The organism is Sphingobium sp. (assembly GCF_033795625.1).
Taxonomy (GTDB): Bacteria; Pseudomonadota; Alphaproteobacteria; order Sphingomonadales; family Sphingomonadaceae; genus Sphingobium.
Genome location: NZ_JARYGI010000028.1, coordinates 12,965 through 35,580, shown reverse-complemented (window position 1 = coordinate 35,580; position 22,616 = coordinate 12,965). Strand labels below are relative to the sequence as shown.

The window sequence follows — 22,616 nt, the reverse complement described above, 5'->3', positions numbered from 1 at the left end:
AAATATGGCCTCGTTCTTCCGTGTTACCAGCCGGCCGACCAGTATGCTATTTGGCTGCTGTGTCGTGGCAAGAGGAAACGGCTTCAAAGTCGCACTTTATCCCAAAGCAATCACGATTTGGCTTGCCGTTTCCCTTGAGAAGCGTTCCGCGACCTTCTAAGTCCGCTGCATGACATCGACCAACGACATCCGCCGCTCCTTCCTCGACTATTTCGCTGGTGCCGGGCACACGCCCGTCCCATCGGCATCGCTCGTGCCGTACAACGATCCGACGCTGATGTTCGTCAATGCGGGCATGGTGCCGTTCAAGAATGTCTTCACTGGCCTTGAGAAGCGCGCTTACAGCACGGCTACGTCCAGTCAGAAATGTGTGCGTGCCGGGGGCAAGCATAACGACCTTGATAATGTCGGCTACACGGCCCGGCATCATACATTCTTCGAGATGCTCGGGAATTTCAGCTTCGGCGACTATTTCAAGGAACAGGCAATTACTCATGCCTGGACCCTGCTGACGAAGGAATGGGGCCTTGACCCGAACCGGCTGACCGCGACTGTCTATCACACGGACGACGAAGCATTCGAATTATGGAAGAAGATCGCAGGTCTCCCCGAGCAGCGGATCATCCGCATTCCGACGAAGGACAATTTCTGGGCGATGGGCGATAGCGGACCCTGTGGTCCTTGTTCGGAGATATTCTTCGATCATGGCGATCACATCTGGGGCGGCCCGCCGGGATCGCCGGAAGAAGATGGCGACCGCTTCGTCGAGATCTGGAATCTGGTCTTCATGCAATATGAGCAGGAAGCCAATGAGATCGTTTCGGAACTTCCCAGACCAAGCATAGACACCGGCATGGGCCTGGAGCGGATCGCTGCGGTGATGCAGGGCGTCCATGACAATTACGACACCGACACGTTCAAGGCATTGATTGCGGAGAGCGGCGCGATTTCCCGCACCGCCACAGATGGCGAGCACAAGGCCAGCCATCGCGTGATCGCCGATCATCTGCGCTCGGCCGGGTTCCTGATTGCGGACGGCGTACTCCCCGCTAACGAGGGGCGCGGCTATGTCCTGCGGAGGATCATGCGCCGGGCAATGCGCCACGCGCATATCATTGGCGCGCGCGACCCGCTGATGAACAGGCTGGTCGGCAGCCTCGTCAGTGAAATGGGCAGCGCCTATCCAGAACTCGTGCGGGCACAACCATTGATCGAGGAGACGCTGCTACGCGAGGAGACGCGCTTTCGACAGACGCTGGAGAAGGGATTGCGCTTGCTCGAAGACGCGACTGCTGATCTGGAGGAAGGCGCTACGCTCCCCGGTGAAACCGCGTTCAAGCTGTACGACACTTATGGTTTCCCTTATGATTTGACCGAAGATGCACTGCGGTCGCGCGGCCTTGCCGTCGATCGCACCGGGTTCGACGCCGCGATGGCGGAGCAGAAGGCGGCCGCCCGCGCGGCCTGGAAGGGCTCGGGCGACAAGGCTTCCGATGATATCTGGTACGACATTGCCGACAGTGAAGGCGGAACGGAATTCACAGGCTATCTCTCCACCGAAGGCGAGGGCCAGGTCGTCGCGATCCTGAAAGACGGGGTGAAGGTCGAGAGCGCCTGCGCGGGCGATAACGCCGTCATCCTGACCAACCAGACTCCTTTTTATGGCGAGAGCGGCGGGCAGAATGGCGACGCCGGCCTGATTTCCGGGAGCGGCGGACTTGCCGCGACGGTCAGCGACACCGCCAAGCCGCTGGGCCGTTTGCACGCCCATCATGCGCATATCGACGCGGGCAGCATCAAGGTGGGCGATACCGTTCATCTGGCGGTCGATGTCGAGAAGCGTGATCGAGTGCGGGCCAACCATAGCGCCACCCATCTGCTGCACGCGGCCTTGCGCCACAGGCTGGGCAATCATGTGACGCAGAAAGGCAGCATGGTTTCCGCAGACCGGCTACGCTTTGACTTCTCGCATCCTGACTCGCTGACTGCCGCTCAGATCGCCGACATCGAGGCGGACGTGAATGCCCAGATTCGGCACAATGAAGAAGTCACCACGCGCCTGATGACGCCCGACGATGCTGTGGCGGCAGGCGCGATGGCGCTGTTCGGCGAGAAATATGGCGACGAGGTGCGCGTCCTTTCGATGGGGAAGGGTGACGACAGCCATTATTCTGTGGAACTGTGCGGCGGCACACATGTTCGCGCGACCGGCGATATCGCGCTGTTCAAGATCATCTCGGAAAGCGCGGTGTCCAGCGGAATCCGGCGGATCGAAGCGTTGACCGGAGAAGCGGCCCGGCTGTGGCTGATCGAGCGCGACGAGCGTTTGCGCCAGGCAGCGGCGACGCTGCGTACGTCGCCCGATGATGTACCTGCCCGCGTTGCCGCGCTGGTGGAGCAGAGCCGCAAGCTTGAGCGTGAACTGGCCGACGCCAAAAAGGCGTTGGCGCTGGGCGGCGGGGGTGCTGCGGCGCCGTCCGGGCCGGAGCAGGTCGGCAATATCGCCTTCCTCGGACAGGTGATCCAGGGATTGGACCCCAAGGACCTGCGCGGCCTCGTCGATCAGAACAAGACGATGATCGGCAGCGGCGTTTCCGCGGTCGTTGCGGTGCTCGATGGCAGAGCGAGCATCGCCGTAGGCGTCACCAGTGATCTGGCGGCAACGATCAGTGCAGTCGATCTGGTAAAAGCCGGGGTGGATGCTCTTGGCGGGAAAGGCGGCGGCGGTCGTCCCGACATGGCGCAGGGTGGCGGGCCGGAAGGGGATAAGGCGGCGCAGGCATTGGATGCCGTCAAGGCCGCGCTAGGGGCGGTGCCTGCGTAAGGAGAGATCGTGCTGCGGGGTTAGGCGTCTTCGGCGCGGAGCTTTCGCAGTTTAGGTGCTGTCTCCAGATTTGCGGCGTCCTTGATGCCTTCGCGCAAATCCTCGCGCATTTGGTGGATCGACGCTATGACCGGGCCCATCGCGACGCCGAGGTCGACCAAGGCCGTTTCCGCCAACTGAAGCGAGCTTTCCAGCGTTTCGGGCACGGCGTCACTCGCCCCCGCTTTATACAGTTCCGCCGCATGGTCCGTGTCTCGCGCGCGGACGATGATGGGGAGGTCCGGTATCCAGCCGCGGACCCTGCGCGTGATGCGAACCGACAGCACCGGATCATCCATCGTCAGAATAAGCGCGCGGGCATGGCCCAGGCGCAACTTGTCCAGCATTTCCGCCCTTGATACATCACCGAACAGGATCGGATAGCCGTTGCGTCGCGCCTCCGCGACGACGTCCGCATCCGATTCCACGGCGATGAAAGGCTGATTGTGCGATTTCAGAAGGTCGCACACCATTTGACCCACGCGCCCGAAGCCGATGACCACAGCGGCAGGTTGAGCACCCTCTTCGCCCATCGACATGGGTTCTTCGGAACTGGCGAGTTCCAGCCGCCGGGCGACATCATGGCCAATACGGGCCAGCAACGGCGTGATGGTGAGGCCGATAGCCGTCACAATCTGCCAGAAGGCGGCGGTCGAAGGCATGATGAGTTGTGCCGCCGATGCCGCGGTCAGGACGATCAGCGTGGTTTCGGAGGGACTGGACATCAGCACTCCGACTTCCAGCGACACGCCGCGGCTGACGCCAGAGAAGCGCAGCAGCAAAGTCGTCACGACGGTCTTCACGATCACCACGCCCACCACCGCGAGCAGCAGCATCGACCAGTTTGCTGCAATCACGCGCAGGTCCAGGCTCATGCCGACCGTGATCAGGAAGACGCCCAACGCCAAGCCTTTGAACGGGGCGGTCATGACCTCTACTTCGCCATGATACTCTGTTTCGGCGATCAATATGCCGGCAAGAAGCGCGCCAACGATCGGTGACAGACCCACAATCGCGGTTGCGAGGCTGGACACGATGACGACCAGCAAGCTGGCGGCGAGAAAGACTTCCGGGCTCTTGGTGCGCGCCGCCTGGCTGAAGATATGGGGCAGCGTGAACCGGCCAAGGAACAGCATGATGATGATGGTGAGGCCGCCCTTCAGCAGCGTGTCCACGAGGCCGACCCAGCCTTCGTCGCCTGCGGCCGGGGCGAGGGCGCCGAGCAGGAAGATGATGGGAACGAGCGCGAGATCCTCGAACAACAGCATCGAAAAGGCCGATCTTCCTATGGCGCTCTGCGTGCCGACCATCGGTAGCACCAACGCCGTCGACGAGAGTGCTAGCGCTAGGCCAAGGCCAACTGCGCCGCCCACGGACTGGCCGATCAGGTAGAGCGCTATCCCGATCAGTCCGGCGCTGATCAGCAACTCTGCCGCGCCGACGCCGAAAACTTGCGTCCGCATCGTCCACAAGCGCTTGAAACTGAGTTCAAGGCCTATCGAGAAAAGGAGGAGGATGATGCCGAGTTCGGCGAACGGGGCAATCGCCTTGGGATCGGAAATCGTGATGTAGAACAGCCACGGGTACTGGCTGACGAGAGACCCCAGGCCAGCGGGCCCGACTGCAAGGCCCACCAGGATGAAGCCTATCACGGGGCTGATGCGGAACCTGGCGAATGCCGGGATGACCAGGCCCGCTGCGCCCAGAATTACAAGTGTATCGCTGAACCCGCTGTGATCGATTTCGACTGCCATGCCTCATCTTATGCATCAAGGCGGTCGATTGTCAGCGCTTTATACCAACTGCTTCAATATTTCAGCCGCCGCCGGGGGAATTATGACCACCCGCGGGCACGGGGCCGCCGCTGGGTGCGTGATCGTGGCCGCCCAACGTGCTGTCCCATTCGATATGGTATAAGTCGAAACGGCGGTCGCGCAAATTGCGGACGGTTCCCTCGGCCCGGGCCCAGCTCAGGTCGGCAAGGTTCACGTCGGCGATGGTCAGCGTCTCGACGTTCTCGCTCGCTTCCGCGGCAATGCCGTCGCGCGCGAACGGCAAGTCGCAAGGCGTCAGTATGCAGCTTTGCGCATACTGAATGTCCATATTATCCACGTTGGGAAGATTTCCGACATTGCCCGACATGATGACATAGCACTGGTTCTCGATGGCGCGGGCCTGACAGCAGTAGCGTACGCGCATGTAGCCGGAGCGACTGTCGGTGCAGAAGGGCACGAAGATCATCCGTGCGCCCTGGTCCACCAGCCGCCGCGCCAGTTCCGGAAATTCGCTGTCGTAGCAGATGAGCACGCCGATCGGGCCGCAATCGGTCTGGATCACATCCAGCGATTCTCCGCCCTTGATGTTCCACCAGAACGCTTCGTTGGGCGTGGGGTGGATTTTCTCCTGCGCATGGACCGAGCCGTCGCGCAGCGCCACATAGGCCACGTTCTGGATGTCGCCATCATCAGTGCGCGTAGGATGAGATCCGCCGATGATGTTGACGTTATATTCCAGCGCCATGCGCGCAAGTTCCTTGGTCAGGCGCGGCGTATACGTCGTGAGGCGGTCGATCGCCTCCATCGGCGAAAGCTTCTTCGTCTCGAACGACAGTAGCGGCAGCGTGAACAGTTCGGGAAATATGATGAAGTCGGAACGGTAATCGGCCGCGACGTCCACGAAATATTCGATGTTGCGCACGAAGCCTTCGAAATCCTCGACCGCGCGCGCCTGTAGCTGGCAGGTGGCAAGCCGGACGCTTTCCACGCCGCGGGGAACCCGCATTTCGGGTGCCTCGTCGGGATCGACATAGGGATTGCGCCAAACGAGATGCGCAGCATTGCCAGCCGATAGCTTGTCTTCGGGAAGGTAGTTTTCGAGGACGCCTATCGGTTCGAACTGGTTCTTGAGCTGGAAGCTCAGCACCGGGTCGCGTAATTTCCCCGCGATCACCCCCTCCAGATATTCCTGTGCGCTCCCGACGCGCCGCCTGGCGCGCGCATATCCGGGCAGTCGTCCAGCGATGACGATGCCGTGAAGGTCGAGTTGCTCGGCCAGTTCCTTGCGTTCGTCATACAGGCGCTGCCCGATTCGCAGGCCGCGCTGCTTCGGATCGACGGCCATTTCATAGCCATATAGCCATTCGCCCGCTGCGCTGTGGCGCGTACCGAAGCCGTTCGCGGTGATCTCCTCCCAATCATGCTTGGAGAAGGCCATGGCCTTGCTGACACGCATGGTGGCGCAATAGCCGACTACTCGATTATCATAGAGGGCGACGAAGCAGCCTTCGGGAAAGTTGTTGATCTGGCCCCGCAATGTCGCAGGGGAATAGCCGGGCATCCCGGGGTAAGCACGCTCGATCAGGCGCTGGATTGCACGGACATCTGTAGGAACGGCATTTCGGATTTCCAGCCGTTTGCGTACCGCAGTCGTCATATGCTGTTCCCCGGAAAATAATTCGGCCCCAGCGATGGGATTACCCGCCGCCGGAGCCGAACAATCAGTCGTTCACTGCGGTTCCGGTGCTTACCAGGACGCCATCTCGGTTTCGAGGTTCGCGCGGATGGCTTCGAAGAACTGCTCGGTCGTCATCCATGCCTGATTGGGGCCGATCAGCAACGCGAGATCCTTGGTCATCGCACCCTTTTCCACGGTCTCGATGCAGACACGCTCCAGCGTCTCTGCAAAGCGGGTGACTTCGGGTGTGTCATCGAACTTGCCGCGGAACGAGAGGCCCTGCGTCCATGCGAAGATCGAAGCGATCGGGTTGGTCGAAGTCGCCTTGCCCTGCTGATGCATGCGGTAGTGGCGCGTGACGGTGCCATGCGCAGCTTCCGCTTCGATGGTCTTGCCGTCGGGCGACATCAGGACCGAGGTCATCAGGCCGAGGGAACCGAAGCCCTGCGCAACGGTGTCTGACTGCACGTCGCCGTCATAGTTCTTGCAGGCCCAGACGAACTTGCCGCTCCACTTCAGCGCGGAAGCGACCATGTCGTCGATCAGGCGATGCTCGTAGACAATGCCGGCTTCCTTGAACTTGGCGGCGAAATCGGCGTCGAACACTTCCTGGAACAGATCCTTGAAGCGGCCGTCATAGGCCTTGAGGATCGTGTTCTTGGTGGAAAGATACAGCGGCCATTTGCGGTCCAGCGCATAGTTCATGCTGGCCTTGGCAAAGTCGCGGATCGAATCGTCAAGATTATACATGCCCATCGCGACGCCTGCGCTCGGGAACTGGAACACTTCCTCGTCGATCTTCTCGCCATTGTCGCCTTCCCAGACGAGGCGCAGCTTGCCTGGGCCGGGGACGAGGAAATCGGTCGCTTTATACTGGTCGCCGAAAGCATGGCGGCCGACGACGATCGGGTCAGTCCAGCCGGGGACGAGGCGGGGTACGTTCTTGATGACGATAGGTTCGCGGAAGACGACGCCGCCCAGGATGTTGCGGATCGTGCCGTTGGGCGACTTCCACATTTTCTTGAGGCTGAATTCCTCGACGCGCTGCTCGTCAGGGGTGATGGTGGCGCACTTCACGCCGACGCCATATTGCTGGATCGCCTTGGCGCTGTCGACCGTGATCTGGTCGTTCGTTTCATCGCGCTTCTGGATGGAAAGATCGTAATATTTCAGGTCGATGTCGAGATAAGGCTTGATCAGGCGTTCGCGAATCCATTCCCAGATGATGCGGGTCATTTCATCGCCGTCGAGTTCGACCACCGGGTTCTTGACTTGGATCTTCGCCATGCGCCTGTTTCGCTTTCTGTTCACTGGGGACTTGAAGTTGGCACCGCGTCTAGGGAAAGCGACCGGAATGATCAACCGCCGCTACAGAATTTGCGGGTCGAAAACAGAACGCTAAATGGAGGACCGGACGGGCGTTGTCAGTGGCGGCGTCTATCCGTAAGACAGGGCGATGGAAAACAACGAATTTACAATGGCCGTGGGTGGCAACGTGAAATGGCGGTTCCCCACCGTACATCCCGAAGGCCGCAAATTCGGCCTGATCGCCGCCGTCATCACAGGCGCCCTGTTCCTGTTCGGCTGGGAGACGGTGGGTTGGCTGATGGTGATCGTAACCATCTGGGTTCTCACATTTTTTCGCGATCCTATTCGGGCGACGCCGCAGGACGACAGCCTGCTGATCGCGCCGGCGGACGGGCTCATAACGCTGATCCAGCAAGTCACGCCGCCGCGCGAGATGGCGGGGCCGCAGGGTCTTGGCGACGCGCCGATGATCCGGGTGTCGATCTTCATGAGCGTGTTCGACGTTCACATCAATCGCACGCCGATCAGCGGCACCATCAAGAACGTCATCTACATCTCCGGCAAGTTCCTCAACGCAGACCTGGACAAGGCGAGCGAGGACAATGAACGCCAGCACATATTGGTAGAGCGGATGGACGGCGTGCGAATCGGCTTTACCCAGATCGCGGGGCTGGTCGCGCGGCGGATCGTGCCATTCGTGAAGCCGGGCGACATAGTGGCGGCCGGCCAGCGGATCGGGCTGATCCGGTTCGGTAGCCGAGTCGACGTCTACTTGCCTGCCGGAACCGTGCCGCGCGTCGTGCTTGGCCAGCGAACGGTTGCCGGTGAGACAGTGCTCGCGAAGCTCGGGGATGCGCGCAGCGTGACGGGTGTGTTGCAATGAGGCAGCGACGCGCGATTCCCCGCGGACTGCGCCGGGGCATAACGCTGCGTATGGTCGCGCCCAATGCAGTGACGGCCATGGCGCTGTGCTTCGGCCTGACGGGCGTGCGCTATGGCATTGCGGGCGAGTGGGAGCGGGCGGTCGCCTGCATCGTCCTGGCAGGCGTGCTCGATGGCCTTGACGGACGCATCGCCAGACTGTTGCGCGGCGAAAGCCGGTTCGGTGCCGAGTTGGATTCCCTCTCCGATGTGATCGCCTTCGGTGTTGCGCCCACGCTGATACTGTATCTCTGGTCGCTGCAGTCCATGCCCAAGGTCGGCTGGATATTCGCGCTGGCCCACGCGCTCTCCTGCGCTTTACGGCTGGCGCGCTTCAATGCGAATATCGATGCCGACGTGCAACCGCACAAGTCTGCCGGGTTCCTCACGGGCGTTCCGGCGCCTGCGGGAGCGGGCCTGACCTTCGTGCCGCTATATCTGTGGTTCGTGACAGGGCTGGACGTATTCCGCGCCTGGTACGTCGTTGCGCCATGGACGGCATTCATTGCCTTCCTGATGATATCCAACGTCGCGACGTTCAGTTGGTCGTCACTGCGGCTGCGCAAGACGGTGCGAATGGAGGCGATACTTGTAGCGGGCCTGCTGGCTGCACTGTTGATGACGGTGCCGTGGCACACACTATTGGTGATCAGCCTGATCTATGTAGGGCTGATCCCTTTCGGGATAATGAGCTACGCCAAAGTCCTGCGTTCCAAGCCAACAGCGGGCGCAGCCGCCCCGTGACGAGAACTCAGGCAGCGAGCGCCGTGCGAACGGGATTGGCGCGGTGCGTCTGGACCGGACGGACACGAGGACGCGTAATCCGCACCTCGTAAACTCGGACCGTATCCGGCATCGGCTCAACGAGAAGGGCGGCCACTATCTTTTCGCGATACTGGATGAACATCCACGCAATCACGCCAATGGCGAGCATGAAACTGGATACGAATACCAAGGCTGAGAGCAAACCAAACATCGAACTGGCCTTTCCATCCCACCGTTTGCACGGTTCATCGGGCATTGTGGTTTAAACCGCATAAACTAACGTTTTGTTCCGTTTGTTCTCTATATGTTCTATGAGGCGGTGCTGTCAAGCCTTGCAAACTCAAGGCTGTGGCAGTATGGGGCGCGTTCCAATCCACATGGGGATCGCACATCCCGGTGCCGGACGGCCTCTTTGAGAAGCTCGATGGTCACTGATCCCCAGAGGCTCAACCGGTAAGGAGAACTATTATGGCGGCACCTGTCGTCTCGATGCAGCAATTGATCGAAGCTGGCGCGCATTTCGGCCACCAGACGCACCGTTGGAACCCGCGCATGAAGCCGTACATCTTCGGCGACCGCAACGGCATCCACATCCTCGACCTTTCGCAGACCGTTCCACTGTTCGCCCGCGCGCTCGACTTCGTGTCGGCCAGCGTTGCTGCCGGTGGCAAGGTTCTGTTCGTCGGCACCAAGCGCCAGGCGCAGGACCCTATCGCCGAAGCCGCGCGTCGCTCGGGCCAGCATTTCGTCAACCACCGCTGGCTGGGCGGCATGCTCACCAACTGGAAGACCATTTCCGGCTCGATCAAGCGTCTGAAGACTCTTGAGGAAAAGCTGTCGGGTGACACCCACGGCCTGACCAAGAAGGAAGTGCTCCAGATGACGCGCGAGCGCGAAAAGCTGGAACTGTCGCTGGGCGGCATCCGCGACATGGGCGGCATTCCCGACGTGATGTTCGTCATCGACGCGGGCAAGGAAGAGCTGGCGATCAAGGAAGCCAATACGCTAGGTATTCCGGTCGTTGCTATCCTGGACACGAACGTGTCGCCCGATGGCATCGCGTTCCCGGTTCCCGCCAACGATGACGCCAGCCGCGCCATCCGCCTCTATTGCGACGCGATCGCCGCCGCCGCCACCAAGGGCAACCGCGGTGCGGTGCAGGCGTCGGGCGTTGACCTGGGCGCGATGGACGAGCCGCTTCCTGAGGAAGTGGCCGTTGAAGTTGCTCCGGAAGCCGCGCCTGCTGAGGCTGCCGCCACCGAAGCCTGACGCTTTCGCAAAACTGCAAAGCTCATCGGGTAGGGCGCGCTCTTCATCATGGGATCGCGCCCTCCCGCATATTTGAAATAGAATGAAGGAAATCACGATGGCCGAGATTACCGCCGCCACTGTCAAGGAACTGCGCGACCGTTCGGGCGCGGGTATGATGGATTGCAAGAAGGCGCTGACCGAATCGGGCGGCGACATCGAAGCGGCATCGGACTGGCTGCGCGCCAAGGGTCTTGCCGCCGCAGCCAAGAAGTCGAGCCGCACCGCTGCCGAAGGTCTGGTCGGCGTTGCCGTCGCCGGCACGAAGGGCGTTGCCGTCGAAGTAAACAGCGAAACCGACTTCGTTGCCAAGAACGAGCAATTCCAGGACTTCGTCCGCACCGTCGCGCAGATCGCGCTGGACGAGCAGGCTACCGATGCCGATGCGCTGGGCAATGCTGCCTATCCCTCGGGCGGCACCGTTTCGGAGAAGCTGGTCGCGAACATCGCCACCATTGGCGAGAACCAGACGCTGCGCCGCGTTGCGCATCTGTCGGTCGATCAGGGCGTGGTCGTTCCCTATGTGCATAACGCCGCGGCTCCCGGCCTCGGCAAGATCGGCGTGCTGGTCGCGCTGGAAGGCGATGCGCCTGCCGACGTTCTGGAGCCCCTGGGCAAGCAGATCGCGATGCACATTGCGGCCGCTTTCCCCTTGGCCCTCGCTGCAAGTGACATCGATCCGGCACAGCTTGAGCGTGAGCGTTCCATCGCGACGGAAAAGGCCGCCGAATCGGGCAAGCCTGCCGAGATCATCGCCAAGATGGTGGATGGCGCCGTGGCCAAGTACGCCAAGGAAAATGCGCTGCTCAGCCAGCTGTTCGTGATGGACAACAAGACGCCGGTCGCCGACGTCGTCGCCAAGGCGGCTAAGGACGCAGGCAAGTCGATCACGCTGAAGGGCTATGTCCGCTTCCAGCTCGGCGAAGGCATCGAGAAGGAAGTCAGCGACTTCGCAGCGGAAGTTGCGGCGGCGGCTGGGGTTTAACCCCTCTATAAACCGTTCGCCCTGAGCTTGTCGAAGGGGTCTGCTGAGCGGAGCCGAAGCCACTTCACTGCGTTCAGTGTGGCCCTTCGACTTCGCTCAGCGCGAACGGATTAAAGGGCTGCCTCCTAAGTGAGTGGCGCTACCTTAAGGGCCAAAACCCCGCTTCACATCATGGCGCGCACTGCCTAAGGTGCGCGCCATTTCCACGACCAGACAGGATCAACGCCCCGCATGACTCGGCCAGCCTTCAAGCGCATCCTGCTCAAGCTCTCCGGTGAAGTATTGATGGGGTCGGGCCAGTTCGGCATCGACCCGGAAACGGTGGACCGGATCGCGGGCGAGATCGCGGCGGCGAGCGATGCGGGTTTCGAGCTGTGCGTCGTCGTGGGCGGCGGCAACATCTTCCGCGGGCTGGCGGCGGCGGCCAAGGGGTTCGACCGGACCAGCGCCGATTACATGGGCATGCTGGCGACGGTGATGAATGCGCTGGCGGTGCAGAACGCGCTGGAACGCATGGGCCGCGATACGCGCGTGCAGTCGGCGATCCCGATGGCAAGCGTGTGCGAACCCTATATCCGCCGTCGCGCCGAGCGGCATCTGGAGAAGGGTCGCATCGTGATCTTTGCGGCGGGGACGGGCAATCCGTTCTTCACGACCGACACGGCGGCTGCATTGCGCGCCGCTGAAATGGGATGCGATGCGCTGTTCAAGGGGACCAGCGTCGATGGCGTCTATGATGCCGATCCCAAGAAGGTGGCGACAGCTACCCGTTACGAATCAGTGACTTTCGACCGGGTCCTCAATGATCATCTTCAGGTCATGGACGCGAGCGCAATTGCGCTATGTCGCGAAAACAACATTCCGATCGTGGTCTTCAACATCCGCGAAACTGGCAACCTGTCTCAGGTGTTGTCAGGTGACGGCACAGCAACGATCGTTCAGGCTCAGGAGATTTAATCATGGCGCAATATAGCAAGAGCGATCTGGAACGCCGCATGTCCGGGGCAGTCGAATCGCTAAAGGGCGACCTCTCGGGCCTGCGCACGGGGCGCGCCAATACGGCGCTGCTCGATCCGGTGACGGTCGAAGTTTACGGCGCGCATATGCCGCTCAATCAGGTGGCGACAGTCTCAGCGCCCGAACCGCGCATGATTTCCGTGCAGGTGTGGGACCGCAGCAATGTGACGCCCGTCGAAAAGGCAATCCGCTCGGCCGGGCTGGGGCTCAATCCGATCACCGATGGCACGACGCTGCGCCTGCCGATCCCCGACCTTACCGAGGAGCGCCGCAAGGAACTGGCCAAGCTTGCCAGCAAATATGCGGAAGGCGCGCGCATTGCGGTGCGTAATGTGCGCCGCGACGGCATGGACAGCCTGAAGGCGGACGAGAAGAAAGGCGAGATCAGCGAAGATGATCGCAAGCGGCTGGAAACCGAAGTCCAGAAGATGACCGATGCGACCATCGCCGACATCGACGCGACGGCCAGTGCCAAGGAAAAAGAAATACTTGGCCAATAAGCCGCAAATCGGCACATAGTTTTACCGTGGCAACCCAGGCATCCTCCAGCGCACACACCAGCGTTTCGCCGCATGACGTCCCCGATCATGGCGCGCGTCATGTCGCGATCATCATGGATGGTAATGGGCGGTGGGCGAAGAAGCGCCTGCTGCCGCGTTTCGCCGGGCATAAGGCAGGCGTGGAGGCGGTGCGGCGGATCGCGCGGGCAGCGCGCGAACTGAACATCGAATGCCTGACTCTCTATGCCTTCTCGTCGGAGAACTGGAAGCGGCCCGCGGCGGAAATCGCCGACCTGATGGGACTGCTTCGGCGGTTCATCGAAGCGGATATAGAGGAAATGGTGGCGGATAACGTGCGGTTGCGCGTGATCGGCAACTATCGGGCGCTGGAGCCGTCACTCGTGGCCTTGATCGACAATGCTCTGGCAAGGACGGCGACAAACAGCGGTCCGGTTCTGGCAATTGCCCTCAATTACGGATCGCAGGATGAAATGGTCCGTGCGGTTCAGTCATTGGCTGCGCGGGCAGCGGCCGGAGAAATTTTGCCGGATGAGATCTGCGCGGAACATCTGCACGCGTCCTTGGATACCGTGGGCTTGCCGCCGCTCGACCTTATGATCCGGACCTCCGGCGAGATGCGGCTCAGCAACTTCCTGTTGTGGCAGGCGGCTTATGCCGAACTGTATTTTACCGACGTGCTGTGGCCGGACTTCGACACGGCAGCCCTTTCCGGTGCGCTCCACGCGTTCAAGCATCGAGACCGCCGTTATGGTGGCCTTTGACCGAAGCATTTTCGTGCGGAACCGGGGCTTGAAGGTATAATGACCGGGCGTCCAAGCGACCTCAAGACCCGAGCCATGGTCGGCCTCGCGCTGATCTGCGTAGCGGTGGCGGCTCTGCTGATGGGCCACATCCTGTTCTGGATTTTGGCGTCCGTTGCCGGTGTCCTGATGCAGGGCGAATGGGCGAGCCTGATCGGTGCCGATGCGCGGGCGCGCAGGATTTCGATGTTCGCGATCTGCGTGCCCCTGGCAATCATGGCCCCCGATCCGCTCGCCGCCGGACCATCGTTTCTGGCCATCGGGCTCATTATGGGCGCGATGGTGTTCGTGGTCGTCATCACGCGCTCCGTTCCACTGGCGCTTGGTATCGCCTATGTTGGCGTGCCCGTGCTGGCGCTCCTGTTCCTGCGCGCGCAGCCGCAGGGCCTGCTGCTGGCCTTCTGGGCGCTGGGGCTAGTCTGGGCGACGGACATCGGCGCGTATTTTGCCGGCCGATCTATTGGCGGTCCAAAGCTCGCGCCCTCGATCAGCCCTTCGAAGACATGGGCCGGGCTCGGCGGCGGCGTACTGGCGGCGCTCGCATTTGGCTTCACGCTGCATTTTGCTGCCGGGTTGCCGCTCCGGCTGGCTGCGGCATGCGGCATCTTGGCAGTAGCGGCGCAGGGCGGAGACTTGTTCGAAAGTGCGCTGAAGCGGCGGGCTGGCGTCAAGGATAGCGGCAACCTGCTGCCGGGCCATGGCGGCGTACTGGACCGGCTGGACGGTGTCGTGACGGCCGCGCCGCTCGCTGCGCTCCTGGTGGCGCTGCCGGGGTTGCTATGACGCGGCGCATTTCGATATTCGGCGCGACGGGGTCAGTGGGGACGTCGACGCTCGACCTTATCGGGCGTGACGACGATGCCTGGAGCGTGGTGGCGCTGACCGCGCATAGCGACGTCCCCGCGCTTGCCGCAGCGGCCCGCGCCCATAGCGCCGAAGTCGCAGTGATAGGGCAGGAGGCGCTGTATGCAGACCTCAAGGAGGCGCTGTCCGGTAGCGGCATAGAGGTAGAGGCCGGGGCTGAGGCGCTGGTGGACGTAGCGCGACTGGACGTGGACTGGACCATGGCGGCCATTGTCGGCACGGCGGGGCTGGAACCGACCTTGGCCGCTCTGGAGCGCGGCAACAGCGTCGCGCTTGCGAACAAGGAATCGCTGGTCTCGGCGGGCGGCCTGATGATGGAGGCAGTACGCGCATCGGGCGCAACACTGTTACCCGTTGACAGCGAACATAATGCTATCTTCCAATGTCTTGCGGGCAGTCGTTTAGAAGATGTGCGACGTATAACGCTGACGGCCAGTGGCGGGCCATTCCGTGAGTTTACGCGCGATCAGATGGCGGCTGTCACTCCCGCGCAAGCCGTCAAGCATCCCAACTGGTCGATGGGCGCGAAGATCAGCATCGACAGCGCCACGATGATGAACAAGGGACTGGAACTGATCGAAGCCGATCACTTGTTTCCCATTGGCCTCGACAATATCGACATCCTCGTCCACCCGCAGTCGGTCATTCATTCGTTGGTCGAATATCGCGACCATTCCACGCTGGCGCAGCTTGGCAGCCCGGACATGCGCATTCCGATAGCCCACGCACTTGCCTGGCCGAAACGGATGGCAACGCCCTGTCAGCCGCTCGATCTGGTGACGATCGGACGGCTGGACTTCGAGGCGCCCGATCAGGTTCGGTTTCCAGGATTGCGACTGGCGCGCGAGGCGGCGAGGGCAGGGGGCGGCCATCCAGCGACGCTCAATGCCGCCAATGAAGTGGCGGTCGCCGCGTTCCTTTCCGGGCGGATCGGGTTCCTGGACATCGCCACGATTGTGGAAGAGGTGCTGGCAGGCTATAGCGCGCCAAAGCCGCGTGACATCGCGGGGATATTGGAGGCGGATGGTCAGGCACGAGAGGCCGCGTCCCGCATCGTGGAAAGAGTGCAAGCTTGATTGAAAATCCGGGCCTTCTACTGACCATATTCGCTTTCCTCGCCATTATCGGCCCGCTCGTCTTCGTCCATGAATTCGGCCATTATATCGTCGGCCGCTGGTGCGGGGTGAAGGCCGAGGCGTTCTCCATCGGCTTCGGCAGGGAATTGTTCGCCTGGGTCGACAAGCGCGGCACTCGCTGGCGCGTCGCGATGCTGCCGCTGGGCGGATATGTGAAGTTCAAGGGCGACATGAACGCCGCCAGCCAAGCAGATCCGGCATGGCTGGAAATGCCCGCGCACGAACGCGCAGAGAGTTTCCCTGCGAAGCCGGTATGGCAGCGCGCGGCTATCGTTTTCGCGGGCCCTGCAATCAACTTCCTTGCGGCGATCCTGTTGCTCGGCGGCCTGGCCTATGTTCAGGGTGACCCGCAAAGCCCCCCGGTCGTCGGCGCAGTATCTGCCGGATCGGCTGCGCAGTCGGCAGGTCTAAGGAAAGGCGACCGGATCGTCAGCATTATGGGACGGGAGATCGAGGATTTCTCCGACATTTCGTCCATAGTGACGCTGCGCCCCAATGAAGTGCTGCCTTATGTCATCGAACGAGACGGGCGGAAGTTCGACATCTCGATCGCAGCCGGAACCAGGATCGAGAAGGACCGCTTCGGCAATATCTTCAGGCTGGGACAGTTGGGTGTGGCTTCTGCGCCGCTGGTGTTCCGTCCCGTCAGCATCATCGAAGCGCCGATCGTGGGCGCGCGCAAGGTTGGGCAGCTATTTACGTCCGCGCTGGACGGCCTTTGGCAGATCGTCACCGGACGGCGCTCGGTCAAGGAACTGGGCGGACCGCTGAAAATCGCGGACGTATCGGGCCAGGCTGCGAATATGGGGTGGCAAAGCTTCATATTCCTGATGGCCTTCATCTCGATTAACTTGGGGTTCATCAACCTCTTGCCAATTCCGATGTTGGATGGCGGCCATCTGCTGTTCTATGCAATCGAGGGGATAAAGGGGCGTCCGGTCAGCCCGCAGGTGCAGGAAATGGCCTATCGGTCGGGCCTGATGGTTCTTCTCACCATGATGGTGCTGGTGACATTCAACGATTTGTCGTCTTTCGGCCTGTGGAGAAGCCTGTCCGGCTTGATCGGCTGACCCGGTTCGGGCAGTGAGCAGGCGGGGGCTCGGGCAACAATCCGATACCAGAGAGCACAATTCTTCGGCCGATGGCCACGATCTTATTTCAAGGGTGAAGCGGGTGACAGCGACCAAGAGCAGCAAATTCGACCGGCCGGTGCAACAGCGCCTGGGCCTGGTTGCCCTGTTGGCGGGAACGATGCTGGCGGGTGTGCCCTCCGCTGTGCTGGGTCAGGTTGCGCCGGCGCCTGCCGCCGCTGCGCCCGCCACGCCCCCGGCGGCGCAGGTGGCCGCGCCGATCAAAGCGATCAACATCACCGGCCAGCAGCGCCTGGAGCCGGACACGGTGCTTTCCTACACCAAGCTGCGCGTCGGTCAGCCCTACACGCGCGAAAGCCTCGATCAGGCTCTGCGAGACTTGTTCGAGACGGAGCTGTTCGCCGATGTGCAGATCCGCGACGATGCGGGTGTGCTGACCATCGAGATCAAGGAAAACCCGGTCATCAACCGCATCGTGCTGGAAGGCAACAAGCGGCTGAAGGAAGACAAGATCCGGCCGGAAATCAAGCTTGCGCCGCGCCAGATCTATACTCGGTCGAAGGTTCGCGCCGACGTCGCTCGCATCATCGAACTCTATCGTCGCCAAGGCCGCTTTGCCGCCACGGTCGAGCCGAAGATGGTGCAGCTTGACCAGAACCGCGTCGACATCGTCTTTGAAATCAGCGAGGGTCCCAAGTCCAAGGTCCGCCAGATCAACATTATCGGCAACGAGAAGTTCAAGGACGGCCGCCTCCAGGGCGAGATGGCGACCAAGGCCGCACGCTGGTTCCGCTTGTTCTCCTCGGGCACCAGCTATGACCCCGATCGTCTGGCCTATGACCAGCAGAAGCTGCGCCAGTTCTACCTGACGCAGGGCTATGCCGATTTCCGCGTGATCTCGGCCGTCGCGGAATTGACGCCTGACAAGCAGGACTTCATCATCACTTATGTGGTGGAGGAAGGCGACCGCTACAAATTCGGTGACGTGAAGGTCGAGAGCGAAATTCGCGACCTGTCCGGCGATTCGCTGACCAAGCTGCTGCCGATGAAAAAGAGCGACTGGTACAATGCGAAGCAGGTCGAGGACACCGTCGATCAGCTGAACGAAACGGCCGGCCTGTTCGGTTACGCCTTCGCCGACGTGTCTCCGGATTTTAATCGGAGCAAGGAAAACCTGACGATGGGGATCACCTTCCGCATCGCCAATGCGCCACGCGTCTATGTCGAGCGGGTGGACATCAACGGCAACACGCTGACGCAGGACAAGGTAATCCGTCGCGAATTCCGTTTGGCGGAAGGCGATGCGTTCAACAGCTTCGCCGTCAAGCGTTCGAAAGATCGCATCAACTCGCTCGGCTTCTTCCAAGAGAAGCTGGACATCGAGCAGAAGCCCGGATCGACGCCCGACCGCATCATCCTGGAAACCAATGTCGAGGAAAAGTCGACGGGCGAGCTGTCGCTGTCAGCCGGTTTCTCCAGCCTTGAGCGCTTCATTATTTCCGGATCGGTCACACAGCGCAACTTCCGCGGCAAGGGCCAGGAGCTGCGCACCAGCGTCAACTATTCCAGCTATTCCAAGTCGGTAGAGGTCGGCTTTACCGAGCCGTATTTGCTCGACAAGAACATTGCGGTGGGCGGGGACATCTTCCGCCGCGACCTCAACAGCTTCCAATATGGCCTCAACAACGACCGTAATACCACTTACGAGCAGACCAGCACCGGCTTCCAGCTTCGCGCAGGCGTGCCACTCACCGAGTATATGTCTCTGGCGCTGCGTTATGGGCTGAGCTTTGACGATGTGACGCTTGCCCGGTCGACCTATTTTACAGATGATAATGGTGACGGCATCCGGGGCAATAGCGGTACCGATGACTGCGATCCTATTCAGGCGGGCCGCTATCTTTGCGATGCAATCGGCAAGCGCACAACTTCTTCCATTGGTTACTCGGTAATTTTTGATAATCGAGACAATCGCATCCGGCCTACGCGCGGGCAAAGCTTGTCACTGAGCCAGGATTTTGCGGGACTAGGCGGCAGTGTGAAATATATCAAGACGCGGCTGAACGCGACGAAGCACTTCAATATCGGGAGCGGCTTTATTGCCAGCCTGTCGGCGGAAGGCGGCTATATCCACTCGCTTGAAAAAGCGCGGTTCGATCGTTCTAATCCTACCATCGAAGTGGAGCGCGTCCGCTTGACGGATCGCTTTTTCTTGGGTGAGCCGCAGATGCGCGGCTTCGCGATCCGAGGGATCGGACCGCGTGTCTTGCGCTATTACCTTCAGCCGGGAGCCACTGCCGGGGAATATGTGCGCGTTGATAGTAACGATAACCGCACGGACGATGCGCTCGGTGGCCGGATGTACTACATGGCGCGAGGCGAGGTGGAAATCCCACTTGGATCAGGCGCTCGTGAATTGGGTTTGCGGCCCTCTGTTTATGTCGATGTTGGGGCGGTCGCTGGAATCAAGGATCCAATCACTAATGGTTTTGCAGGGTACTGCACAACCGCTGGCACGGGAACTACTACGACTACGCCAGCACCGGGAACTCCTCGTAATCCAGGATGCCCGGCGGGGTCGACAGTGAGCAACAACTTCGAGGAAGTCTATACCGGCGATACGCTGAAACCGCGCCTTTCGGTGGGCTTTGGTGTCAACTGGAACTCGCCCTTCGGCCCGTTCCGGATCGACATCGCGAAGGCGCTGCTCAAGGAACCAGGGGACGACGACAAACTCATTACTTTCAACGTAGGGACTCAATTCTGATGAAGACGATTTTCAAAGCTGCCGCGCTGGCCCTTGCGCCGATGACGGCAATCGCGCTGGCTTCCGCGCCCGCCGCTGCTCAATCGAAGAGCGGCATCGCGGTTGCCAATCTGGAACAGGCCGTTGGCACCAGCGTCGCGTACACCACGGCGCAGACGCAGATGCGCACCACGTACAAGGCGCAAATCGACGCGTTCAACGCTCGCAAGACGGTAATCGACGCCGATCTGAAGACCCGGGGCGAAGCGCTGCAGACGGCTATCAACGGGGCAGGCGGCAAGCCGACTCCGGCGCTTCAGACGCAATATGAGCAGTATCAGGCGCAGACCCAGACCTATCAGCAGGAACTGCAGCGTCTTGGCCAGCCCATCGCGCTCGCCAATGCCTATGTCGAGCAGCAGATCACGGCCAAGCTTTCCGATGCGCTCAAAAGTGCGATGACCAAGGCGAAGGTCGACCTGGTTCTCACGCCTGACGCGACCGTTTCCTATCAGCCGACTGTCGACATCACGGCTGCGGTGGTTACGGAACTCAACGCGCTCGTGCCGAGCGTCGGCATCACGCCTCCCGCAGGCTGGCAGCCTGCTCAGCGTGGCCAGCAGCAGGCCGCGCCTGCTGCATCTGCCGCGCCGACTAACCCGGCTCAGAGGCCGACCACGCGCTGATCGGTCGATTCCAGTGACTGACACAAATGTGCCCGAAGCGGCGGAAATCCGTGGCCCCCTGGATATCCGGGGGGTCATGGCCGCGCTGCCGCATCGTTTCCCGATGCTGCTGATCGACCGCGTCGTTTCGATGGTGCCGAGCAAGAGCATCCATGCGGTAAAGGCCGTGACGATCAACGAGCCGTTCTTTGCCGGACACTTCCCCGAGCGGCCAATCATGCCGGGCGTGCTGATCGTGGAAGCGATCGCGCAGGCGGCTGGTGTGCTGGCGGTGGAGTCGCTGGGGCTTTCGGGCACCGGCAAGCTCGTCTATTTCATGGGCATCGACGGCGCGAAGTTCCGTGCGCCGGTGGAGCCGGGTTGCCTGCTGGACATCCATGTGGAGTTCAACACGCTGCGCGGTGCGATCTGCAAATTCTCCGGCAAGGCAATGGTCGACGGCAAGTTGATGGCCGAAGCCAGTTGCACGGCGATGATTGCCGATCCGCCGAAATAACGCAGCGTATTGCCTTTTCGCGCCAGACTCGCTAACCGCGCGCCTTCGCAGAGTTTCCACGCATCCACAGGCCGGTCGGAACCGGCCATCACCGGAGCATTACCCATGAAGACCGACACGCATCCCGACTATCACTTCATCACCGTCCAGATGACTGACGGCACTACCTATCGCACGCGCTCGACCTGGGGCAAGGAAGGCGATACGCTGGCGCTCGACATCGATCCCAAGTCGCACCCGGCCTGGACCGGCGGCACGCGTCAGCTGGATCAGGGCGGCCAGGTTGCACGCTTCAACAAGCGCTTCGGCGGCCTGACGCTGAAGAAGTAAGTTTCGGAACTTCCGGCTACGAAGAGGGCGCCCGCGGGCGCCCTTTTTTGTGCTGCCGAGCGTGAATGCTATTCGATGCCGGTCAGGACGAACTTCTGGACGCGGCGGCCTGTGCTGACTTCCGTCGCATAGATATTGCCTTCGGAGTCCGTGTCGATGCTGTGCAACCAGGTGAATTCGCCCGCATAGCGCCCGTTGCGCCCGATCGCGCCGAGCACCTGATGCGTGGACCTCAGCAGGATCCAGATGCGCCCGTTCATCATGTCCGCGACGTAAAGATATTTCTCGTCGGGCGATAGCGCGATGTCCGTCACGGTGCGCGTGCCCCCAGTTTCGGGCGCTATGACGATGTCGCGCACGAATACGGCGTTGCCCTTGGCATCGCGCCTGAACAACTGCGCGCGGTTGTTTCGCCGGTCGCAGACGTAGAAATGATCGTCCTTGGCCTTCACTATGCAATGGACGATGTCGCCAAATTGCTTCGATTCAGGATTGGCGCCTCCGTCCGACGCGCTCGACGCTTGGGATTGGTCGAAATGGCCAGCTCGTGACTCGCCGCCGGGCACCACCCCATAGGCGCCCCAATAGGTGCGGAATGCATCTGTCCTGTGATCGAAGCCGATGATGCGCTTGTTGACATAGCCATCCGCGATCAGGACTTCGCCGTCTTCGTGCATTACATCGGCCGGATTGCCGAGCGCCGCCTTGTCCAGGTTCCCGCGCGTTTGCTCCCGCCGCCCATAGCTTTTGATGAATTTTCCGTCCGCAGAGAAATTGAGCACTGCGTGGTCGCCATCGCCATTGCCACCGAACCACACGGTCTTGGCGGCATCCACATAGATGCCGTGCCCGCTTTTCGGCCACTGGCTGACGCCGTCGATCACCGGACCTGTATCAGGCGTTCCCCAGCCCGCGAGATAGGCACCCGCCTGGCTGAACCGCACGATGGTGGGCGCGGGGCGGCAGCACTTTGCGATCGGCGGGTTTTGCGCAAGGCCGTTGTCGGTCGGGCTCAACGAGTGCGGCCTGTGGATTATCCAGACGTCATTGTCTTTGTCGACCGCCACGCCGCTGACCTGGCCGAGCATCATGTCGTCGGGCAACGTTGGCCATGCGGCATCGACCTTGAACCGAGGAACCGGCGTACCCTTGGCCGCCAAGATTTCGGTGTACACCTCAGTGAGAGATGCAGGTCGTGCAATCGGCTTCTCGGCCTGCACCGACGCGCCGAGCCCCAGAAGCAATGCCGCGCCGATGGGCCAGCGCATGTTCGTAACCTGATCCATCGTCGCGATTCTCCGGAGGAGAGCCCAGCCTACCGCACCG

Annotated in this window: 20 protein-coding genes; 15 read left to right on the top strand and 5 right to left on the bottom strand. The window is 61.4% G+C overall.

Annotated elements, in window-relative coordinates:
- Positions 1 to 169: 169 nt before the first annotated feature.
- A complete protein-coding gene (gene alaS / locus QHC67_RS13595; protein WP_319295179.1) occupies positions 170 to 2,824 on the top strand; it encodes an alanine--tRNA ligase in 2,655 nt (884 codons plus the stop codon).
- Between the two features lie 20 nt (positions 2,825 to 2,844).
- Here alaS and QHC67_RS13590 read toward each other — a convergent pair whose 3' ends face one another.
- The 3 genes from QHC67_RS13590 to QHC67_RS13580 all read right to left on the bottom strand — a co-directional run bounded on the left by QHC67_RS13590 (position 2,845) and on the right by QHC67_RS13580 (position 7,603).
- Positions 2,845 to 4,617: a cation:proton antiporter gene (locus QHC67_RS13590; RefSeq protein ID WP_319295177.1), complete on the bottom strand. Its 1,773-nt coding sequence runs from the start codon at positions 4,615 to 4,617 to the stop codon at positions 2,845 to 2,847.
- 61 nt (positions 4,618 to 4,678) lie between these two features.
- Positions 4,679 to 6,295, bottom strand: coding sequence for a carbon-nitrogen hydrolase family protein (locus QHC67_RS13585; protein WP_319295175.1), 1,617 nt, complete (start codon positions 6,293 to 6,295; stop codon positions 4,679 to 4,681).
- A gap of 90 nt (positions 6,296 to 6,385) precedes the next feature.
- Positions 6,386 to 7,603, bottom strand: coding sequence for an NADP-dependent isocitrate dehydrogenase (locus tag QHC67_RS13580; RefSeq protein WP_319295173.1), 1,218 nt, complete (start codon positions 7,601 to 7,603; stop codon positions 6,386 to 6,388).
- A 169-nt stretch (positions 7,604 to 7,772) separates the two neighbouring features.
- Here QHC67_RS13580 and QHC67_RS13575 point away from each other — a divergent pair, with 169 nt between their 5' ends.
- The gene (locus QHC67_RS13575; protein ID WP_319295172.1) at positions 7,773 to 8,507 is read left to right on the top strand and encodes a phosphatidylserine decarboxylase; all 735 of its coding nucleotides are present in this window, start codon (positions 7,773 to 7,775) and stop codon (positions 8,505 to 8,507) included.
- On the top strand, positions 8,504 to 9,289 hold the full coding sequence (locus QHC67_RS13570) for a phosphatidylcholine/phosphatidylserine synthase (RefSeq protein ID WP_319295169.1): 786 nt from the start codon (positions 8,504 to 8,506) through the stop codon (positions 9,287 to 9,289). Before QHC67_RS13575 ends, QHC67_RS13570 begins: the two co-directional genes overlap by 4 nt.
- A 7-nt stretch (positions 9,290 to 9,296) precedes the next feature.
- Here QHC67_RS13570 and QHC67_RS13565 read toward each other — a convergent pair whose 3' ends face one another.
- On the bottom strand, positions 9,297 to 9,521 hold the full coding sequence (locus QHC67_RS13565) for a hypothetical protein (RefSeq protein ID WP_319295167.1): 225 nt from the start codon (positions 9,519 to 9,521) through the stop codon (positions 9,297 to 9,299).
- A 257-nt stretch (positions 9,522 to 9,778) separates the two neighbouring features.
- Here QHC67_RS13565 and rpsB point away from each other — a divergent pair, with 257 nt between their 5' ends.
- The 12 genes from rpsB to rpmE all read left to right on the top strand — a co-directional run bounded on the left by rpsB (position 9,779) and on the right by rpmE (position 21,290).
- Entirely contained in the window at positions 9,779 to 10,579 is an 801-nt protein-coding gene (gene rpsB / locus QHC67_RS13560; RefSeq protein WP_319295166.1) for a 30S ribosomal protein S2, read from the top strand.
- Positions 10,580 to 10,676: 97 nt separating this feature from the next.
- On the top strand, positions 10,677 to 11,603 hold the full coding sequence (gene tsf / locus QHC67_RS13555) for a translation elongation factor Ts (protein WP_319295164.1): 927 nt from the start codon (positions 10,677 to 10,679) through the stop codon (positions 11,601 to 11,603).
- Between the two features lie 231 nt (positions 11,604 to 11,834).
- Positions 11,835 to 12,560 (top strand): UMP kinase, encoded by a 726-nt coding sequence (gene pyrH / locus QHC67_RS13550; RefSeq protein WP_319295162.1) that lies wholly within the window; start codon positions 11,835 to 11,837, stop codon positions 12,558 to 12,560.
- A 2-nt stretch (positions 12,561 to 12,562) separates the two neighbouring features.
- The gene (gene frr / locus QHC67_RS13545) at positions 12,563 to 13,120 is read left to right on the top strand and encodes a ribosome recycling factor (RefSeq protein ID WP_319295160.1); all 558 of its coding nucleotides are present in this window, start codon (positions 12,563 to 12,565) and stop codon (positions 13,118 to 13,120) included.
- 26 nt (positions 13,121 to 13,146) lie between these two features.
- Positions 13,147 to 13,902, top strand: a complete 756-nt coding sequence (locus tag QHC67_RS13540) for an isoprenyl transferase (protein WP_319295158.1) — start codon at positions 13,147 to 13,149, stop codon at positions 13,900 to 13,902.
- 39 nt (positions 13,903 to 13,941) lie between these two features.
- Positions 13,942 to 14,724, top strand: coding sequence for a phosphatidate cytidylyltransferase (locus QHC67_RS13535; RefSeq protein ID WP_319295156.1), 783 nt, complete (start codon positions 13,942 to 13,944; stop codon positions 14,722 to 14,724).
- The gene (locus QHC67_RS13530; protein ID WP_319295155.1) at positions 14,721 to 15,881 is read left to right on the top strand and encodes a 1-deoxy-D-xylulose-5-phosphate reductoisomerase; all 1,161 of its coding nucleotides are present in this window, start codon (positions 14,721 to 14,723) and stop codon (positions 15,879 to 15,881) included. The genes QHC67_RS13535 and QHC67_RS13530 overlap by 4 nt, the downstream gene beginning before the upstream one ends.
- A complete protein-coding gene (gene rseP / locus QHC67_RS13525; RefSeq protein WP_319295153.1) occupies positions 15,878 to 17,011 on the top strand; it encodes an RIP metalloprotease RseP in 1,134 nt (377 codons plus the stop codon). The genes QHC67_RS13530 and rseP overlap by 4 nt, the downstream gene beginning before the upstream one ends.
- Positions 17,012 to 17,114: 103 nt before the next feature.
- Positions 17,115 to 19,799 (top strand): outer membrane protein assembly factor BamA, encoded by a 2,685-nt coding sequence (gene bamA / locus QHC67_RS13520; RefSeq protein ID WP_413818543.1) that lies wholly within the window; start codon positions 17,115 to 17,117, stop codon positions 19,797 to 19,799.
- The gene (locus tag QHC67_RS13515; RefSeq protein ID WP_319295151.1) at positions 19,799 to 20,464 is read left to right on the top strand and encodes an OmpH family outer membrane protein; all 666 of its coding nucleotides are present in this window, start codon (positions 19,799 to 19,801) and stop codon (positions 20,462 to 20,464) included. The genes bamA and QHC67_RS13515 overlap by 1 nt, the downstream gene beginning before the upstream one ends.
- Before the next feature lie 13 nt (positions 20,465 to 20,477).
- Positions 20,478 to 20,960, top strand: a complete 483-nt coding sequence (gene fabZ, locus QHC67_RS13510) for a 3-hydroxyacyl-ACP dehydratase FabZ (RefSeq protein ID WP_319295149.1) — start codon at positions 20,478 to 20,480, stop codon at positions 20,958 to 20,960.
- 105 nt (positions 20,961 to 21,065) lie between these two features.
- Positions 21,066 to 21,290, top strand: a complete 225-nt coding sequence (rpmE, locus tag QHC67_RS13505) for a 50S ribosomal protein L31 (protein WP_104953960.1) — start codon at positions 21,066 to 21,068, stop codon at positions 21,288 to 21,290.
- Between the two features lie 68 nt (positions 21,291 to 21,358).
- Here the strand turns inward: rpmE and QHC67_RS13500 are convergent, their stop codons facing one another.
- Positions 21,359 to 22,576, bottom strand: a complete 1,218-nt coding sequence (locus QHC67_RS13500) for a hypothetical protein (protein WP_319295147.1) — start codon at positions 22,574 to 22,576, stop codon at positions 21,359 to 21,361.
- Positions 22,577 to 22,616 lie beyond the last annotated feature (40 nt).

Excerpts from the sequence above, each read along its gene's own strand:
- QHC67_RS13500 (WP_319295147.1), bottom strand. The coding sequence starts at position 22,576 with ATGGATCAGGTTACGAACATGCGCTGGCCCATCGGCGCGGCATTGCTT.
- QHC67_RS13530 (WP_319295155.1), top strand. The coding sequence starts at position 14,721 with ATGACGCGGCGCATTTCGATATTCGGCGCGACGGGGTCAGTGGGGACG.
- rpmE (WP_104953960.1), top strand. The coding sequence starts at position 21,066 with ATGAAGACCGACACGCATCCCGACTATCACTTCATCACCGTCCAGATG.
- QHC67_RS13590 (WP_319295177.1), bottom strand. The coding sequence starts at position 4,617 with ATGGCAGTCGAAATCGATCACAGCGGGTTCAGCGATACACTTGTAATT.
- alaS (WP_319295179.1), top strand. The coding sequence starts at position 170 with ATGACATCGACCAACGACATCCGCCGCTCCTTCCTCGACTATTTCGCT.
- QHC67_RS13565 (WP_319295167.1), bottom strand. The coding sequence starts at position 9,521 with ATGTTTGGTTTGCTCTCAGCCTTGGTATTCGTATCCAGTTTCATGCTC.
- rpsB (WP_319295166.1), top strand. The coding sequence starts at position 9,779 with ATGGCGGCACCTGTCGTCTCGATGCAGCAATTGATCGAAGCTGGCGCG.
- frr (WP_319295160.1), top strand. The coding sequence starts at position 12,563 with ATGGCGCAATATAGCAAGAGCGATCTGGAACGCCGCATGTCCGGGGCA.
- QHC67_RS13575 (WP_319295172.1), top strand. The coding sequence starts at position 7,773 with ATGGAAAACAACGAATTTACAATGGCCGTGGGTGGCAACGTGAAATGG.
- QHC67_RS13515 (WP_319295151.1), top strand. The coding sequence starts at position 19,799 with ATGAAGACGATTTTCAAAGCTGCCGCGCTGGCCCTTGCGCCGATGACG.
- QHC67_RS13580 (WP_319295173.1), bottom strand. The coding sequence starts at position 7,603 with ATGGCGAAGATCCAAGTCAAGAACCCGGTGGTCGAACTCGACGGCGAT.
- QHC67_RS13535 (WP_319295156.1), top strand. The coding sequence starts at position 13,942 with ATGACCGGGCGTCCAAGCGACCTCAAGACCCGAGCCATGGTCGGCCTC.
- QHC67_RS13585 (WP_319295175.1), bottom strand. The coding sequence starts at position 6,295 with ATGACGACTGCGGTACGCAAACGGCTGGAAATCCGAAATGCCGTTCCT.
- QHC67_RS13570 (WP_319295169.1), top strand. The coding sequence starts at position 8,504 with ATGAGGCAGCGACGCGCGATTCCCCGCGGACTGCGCCGGGGCATAACG.
- tsf (WP_319295164.1), top strand. The coding sequence starts at position 10,677 with ATGGCCGAGATTACCGCCGCCACTGTCAAGGAACTGCGCGACCGTTCG.
- pyrH (WP_319295162.1), top strand. The coding sequence starts at position 11,835 with ATGACTCGGCCAGCCTTCAAGCGCATCCTGCTCAAGCTCTCCGGTGAA.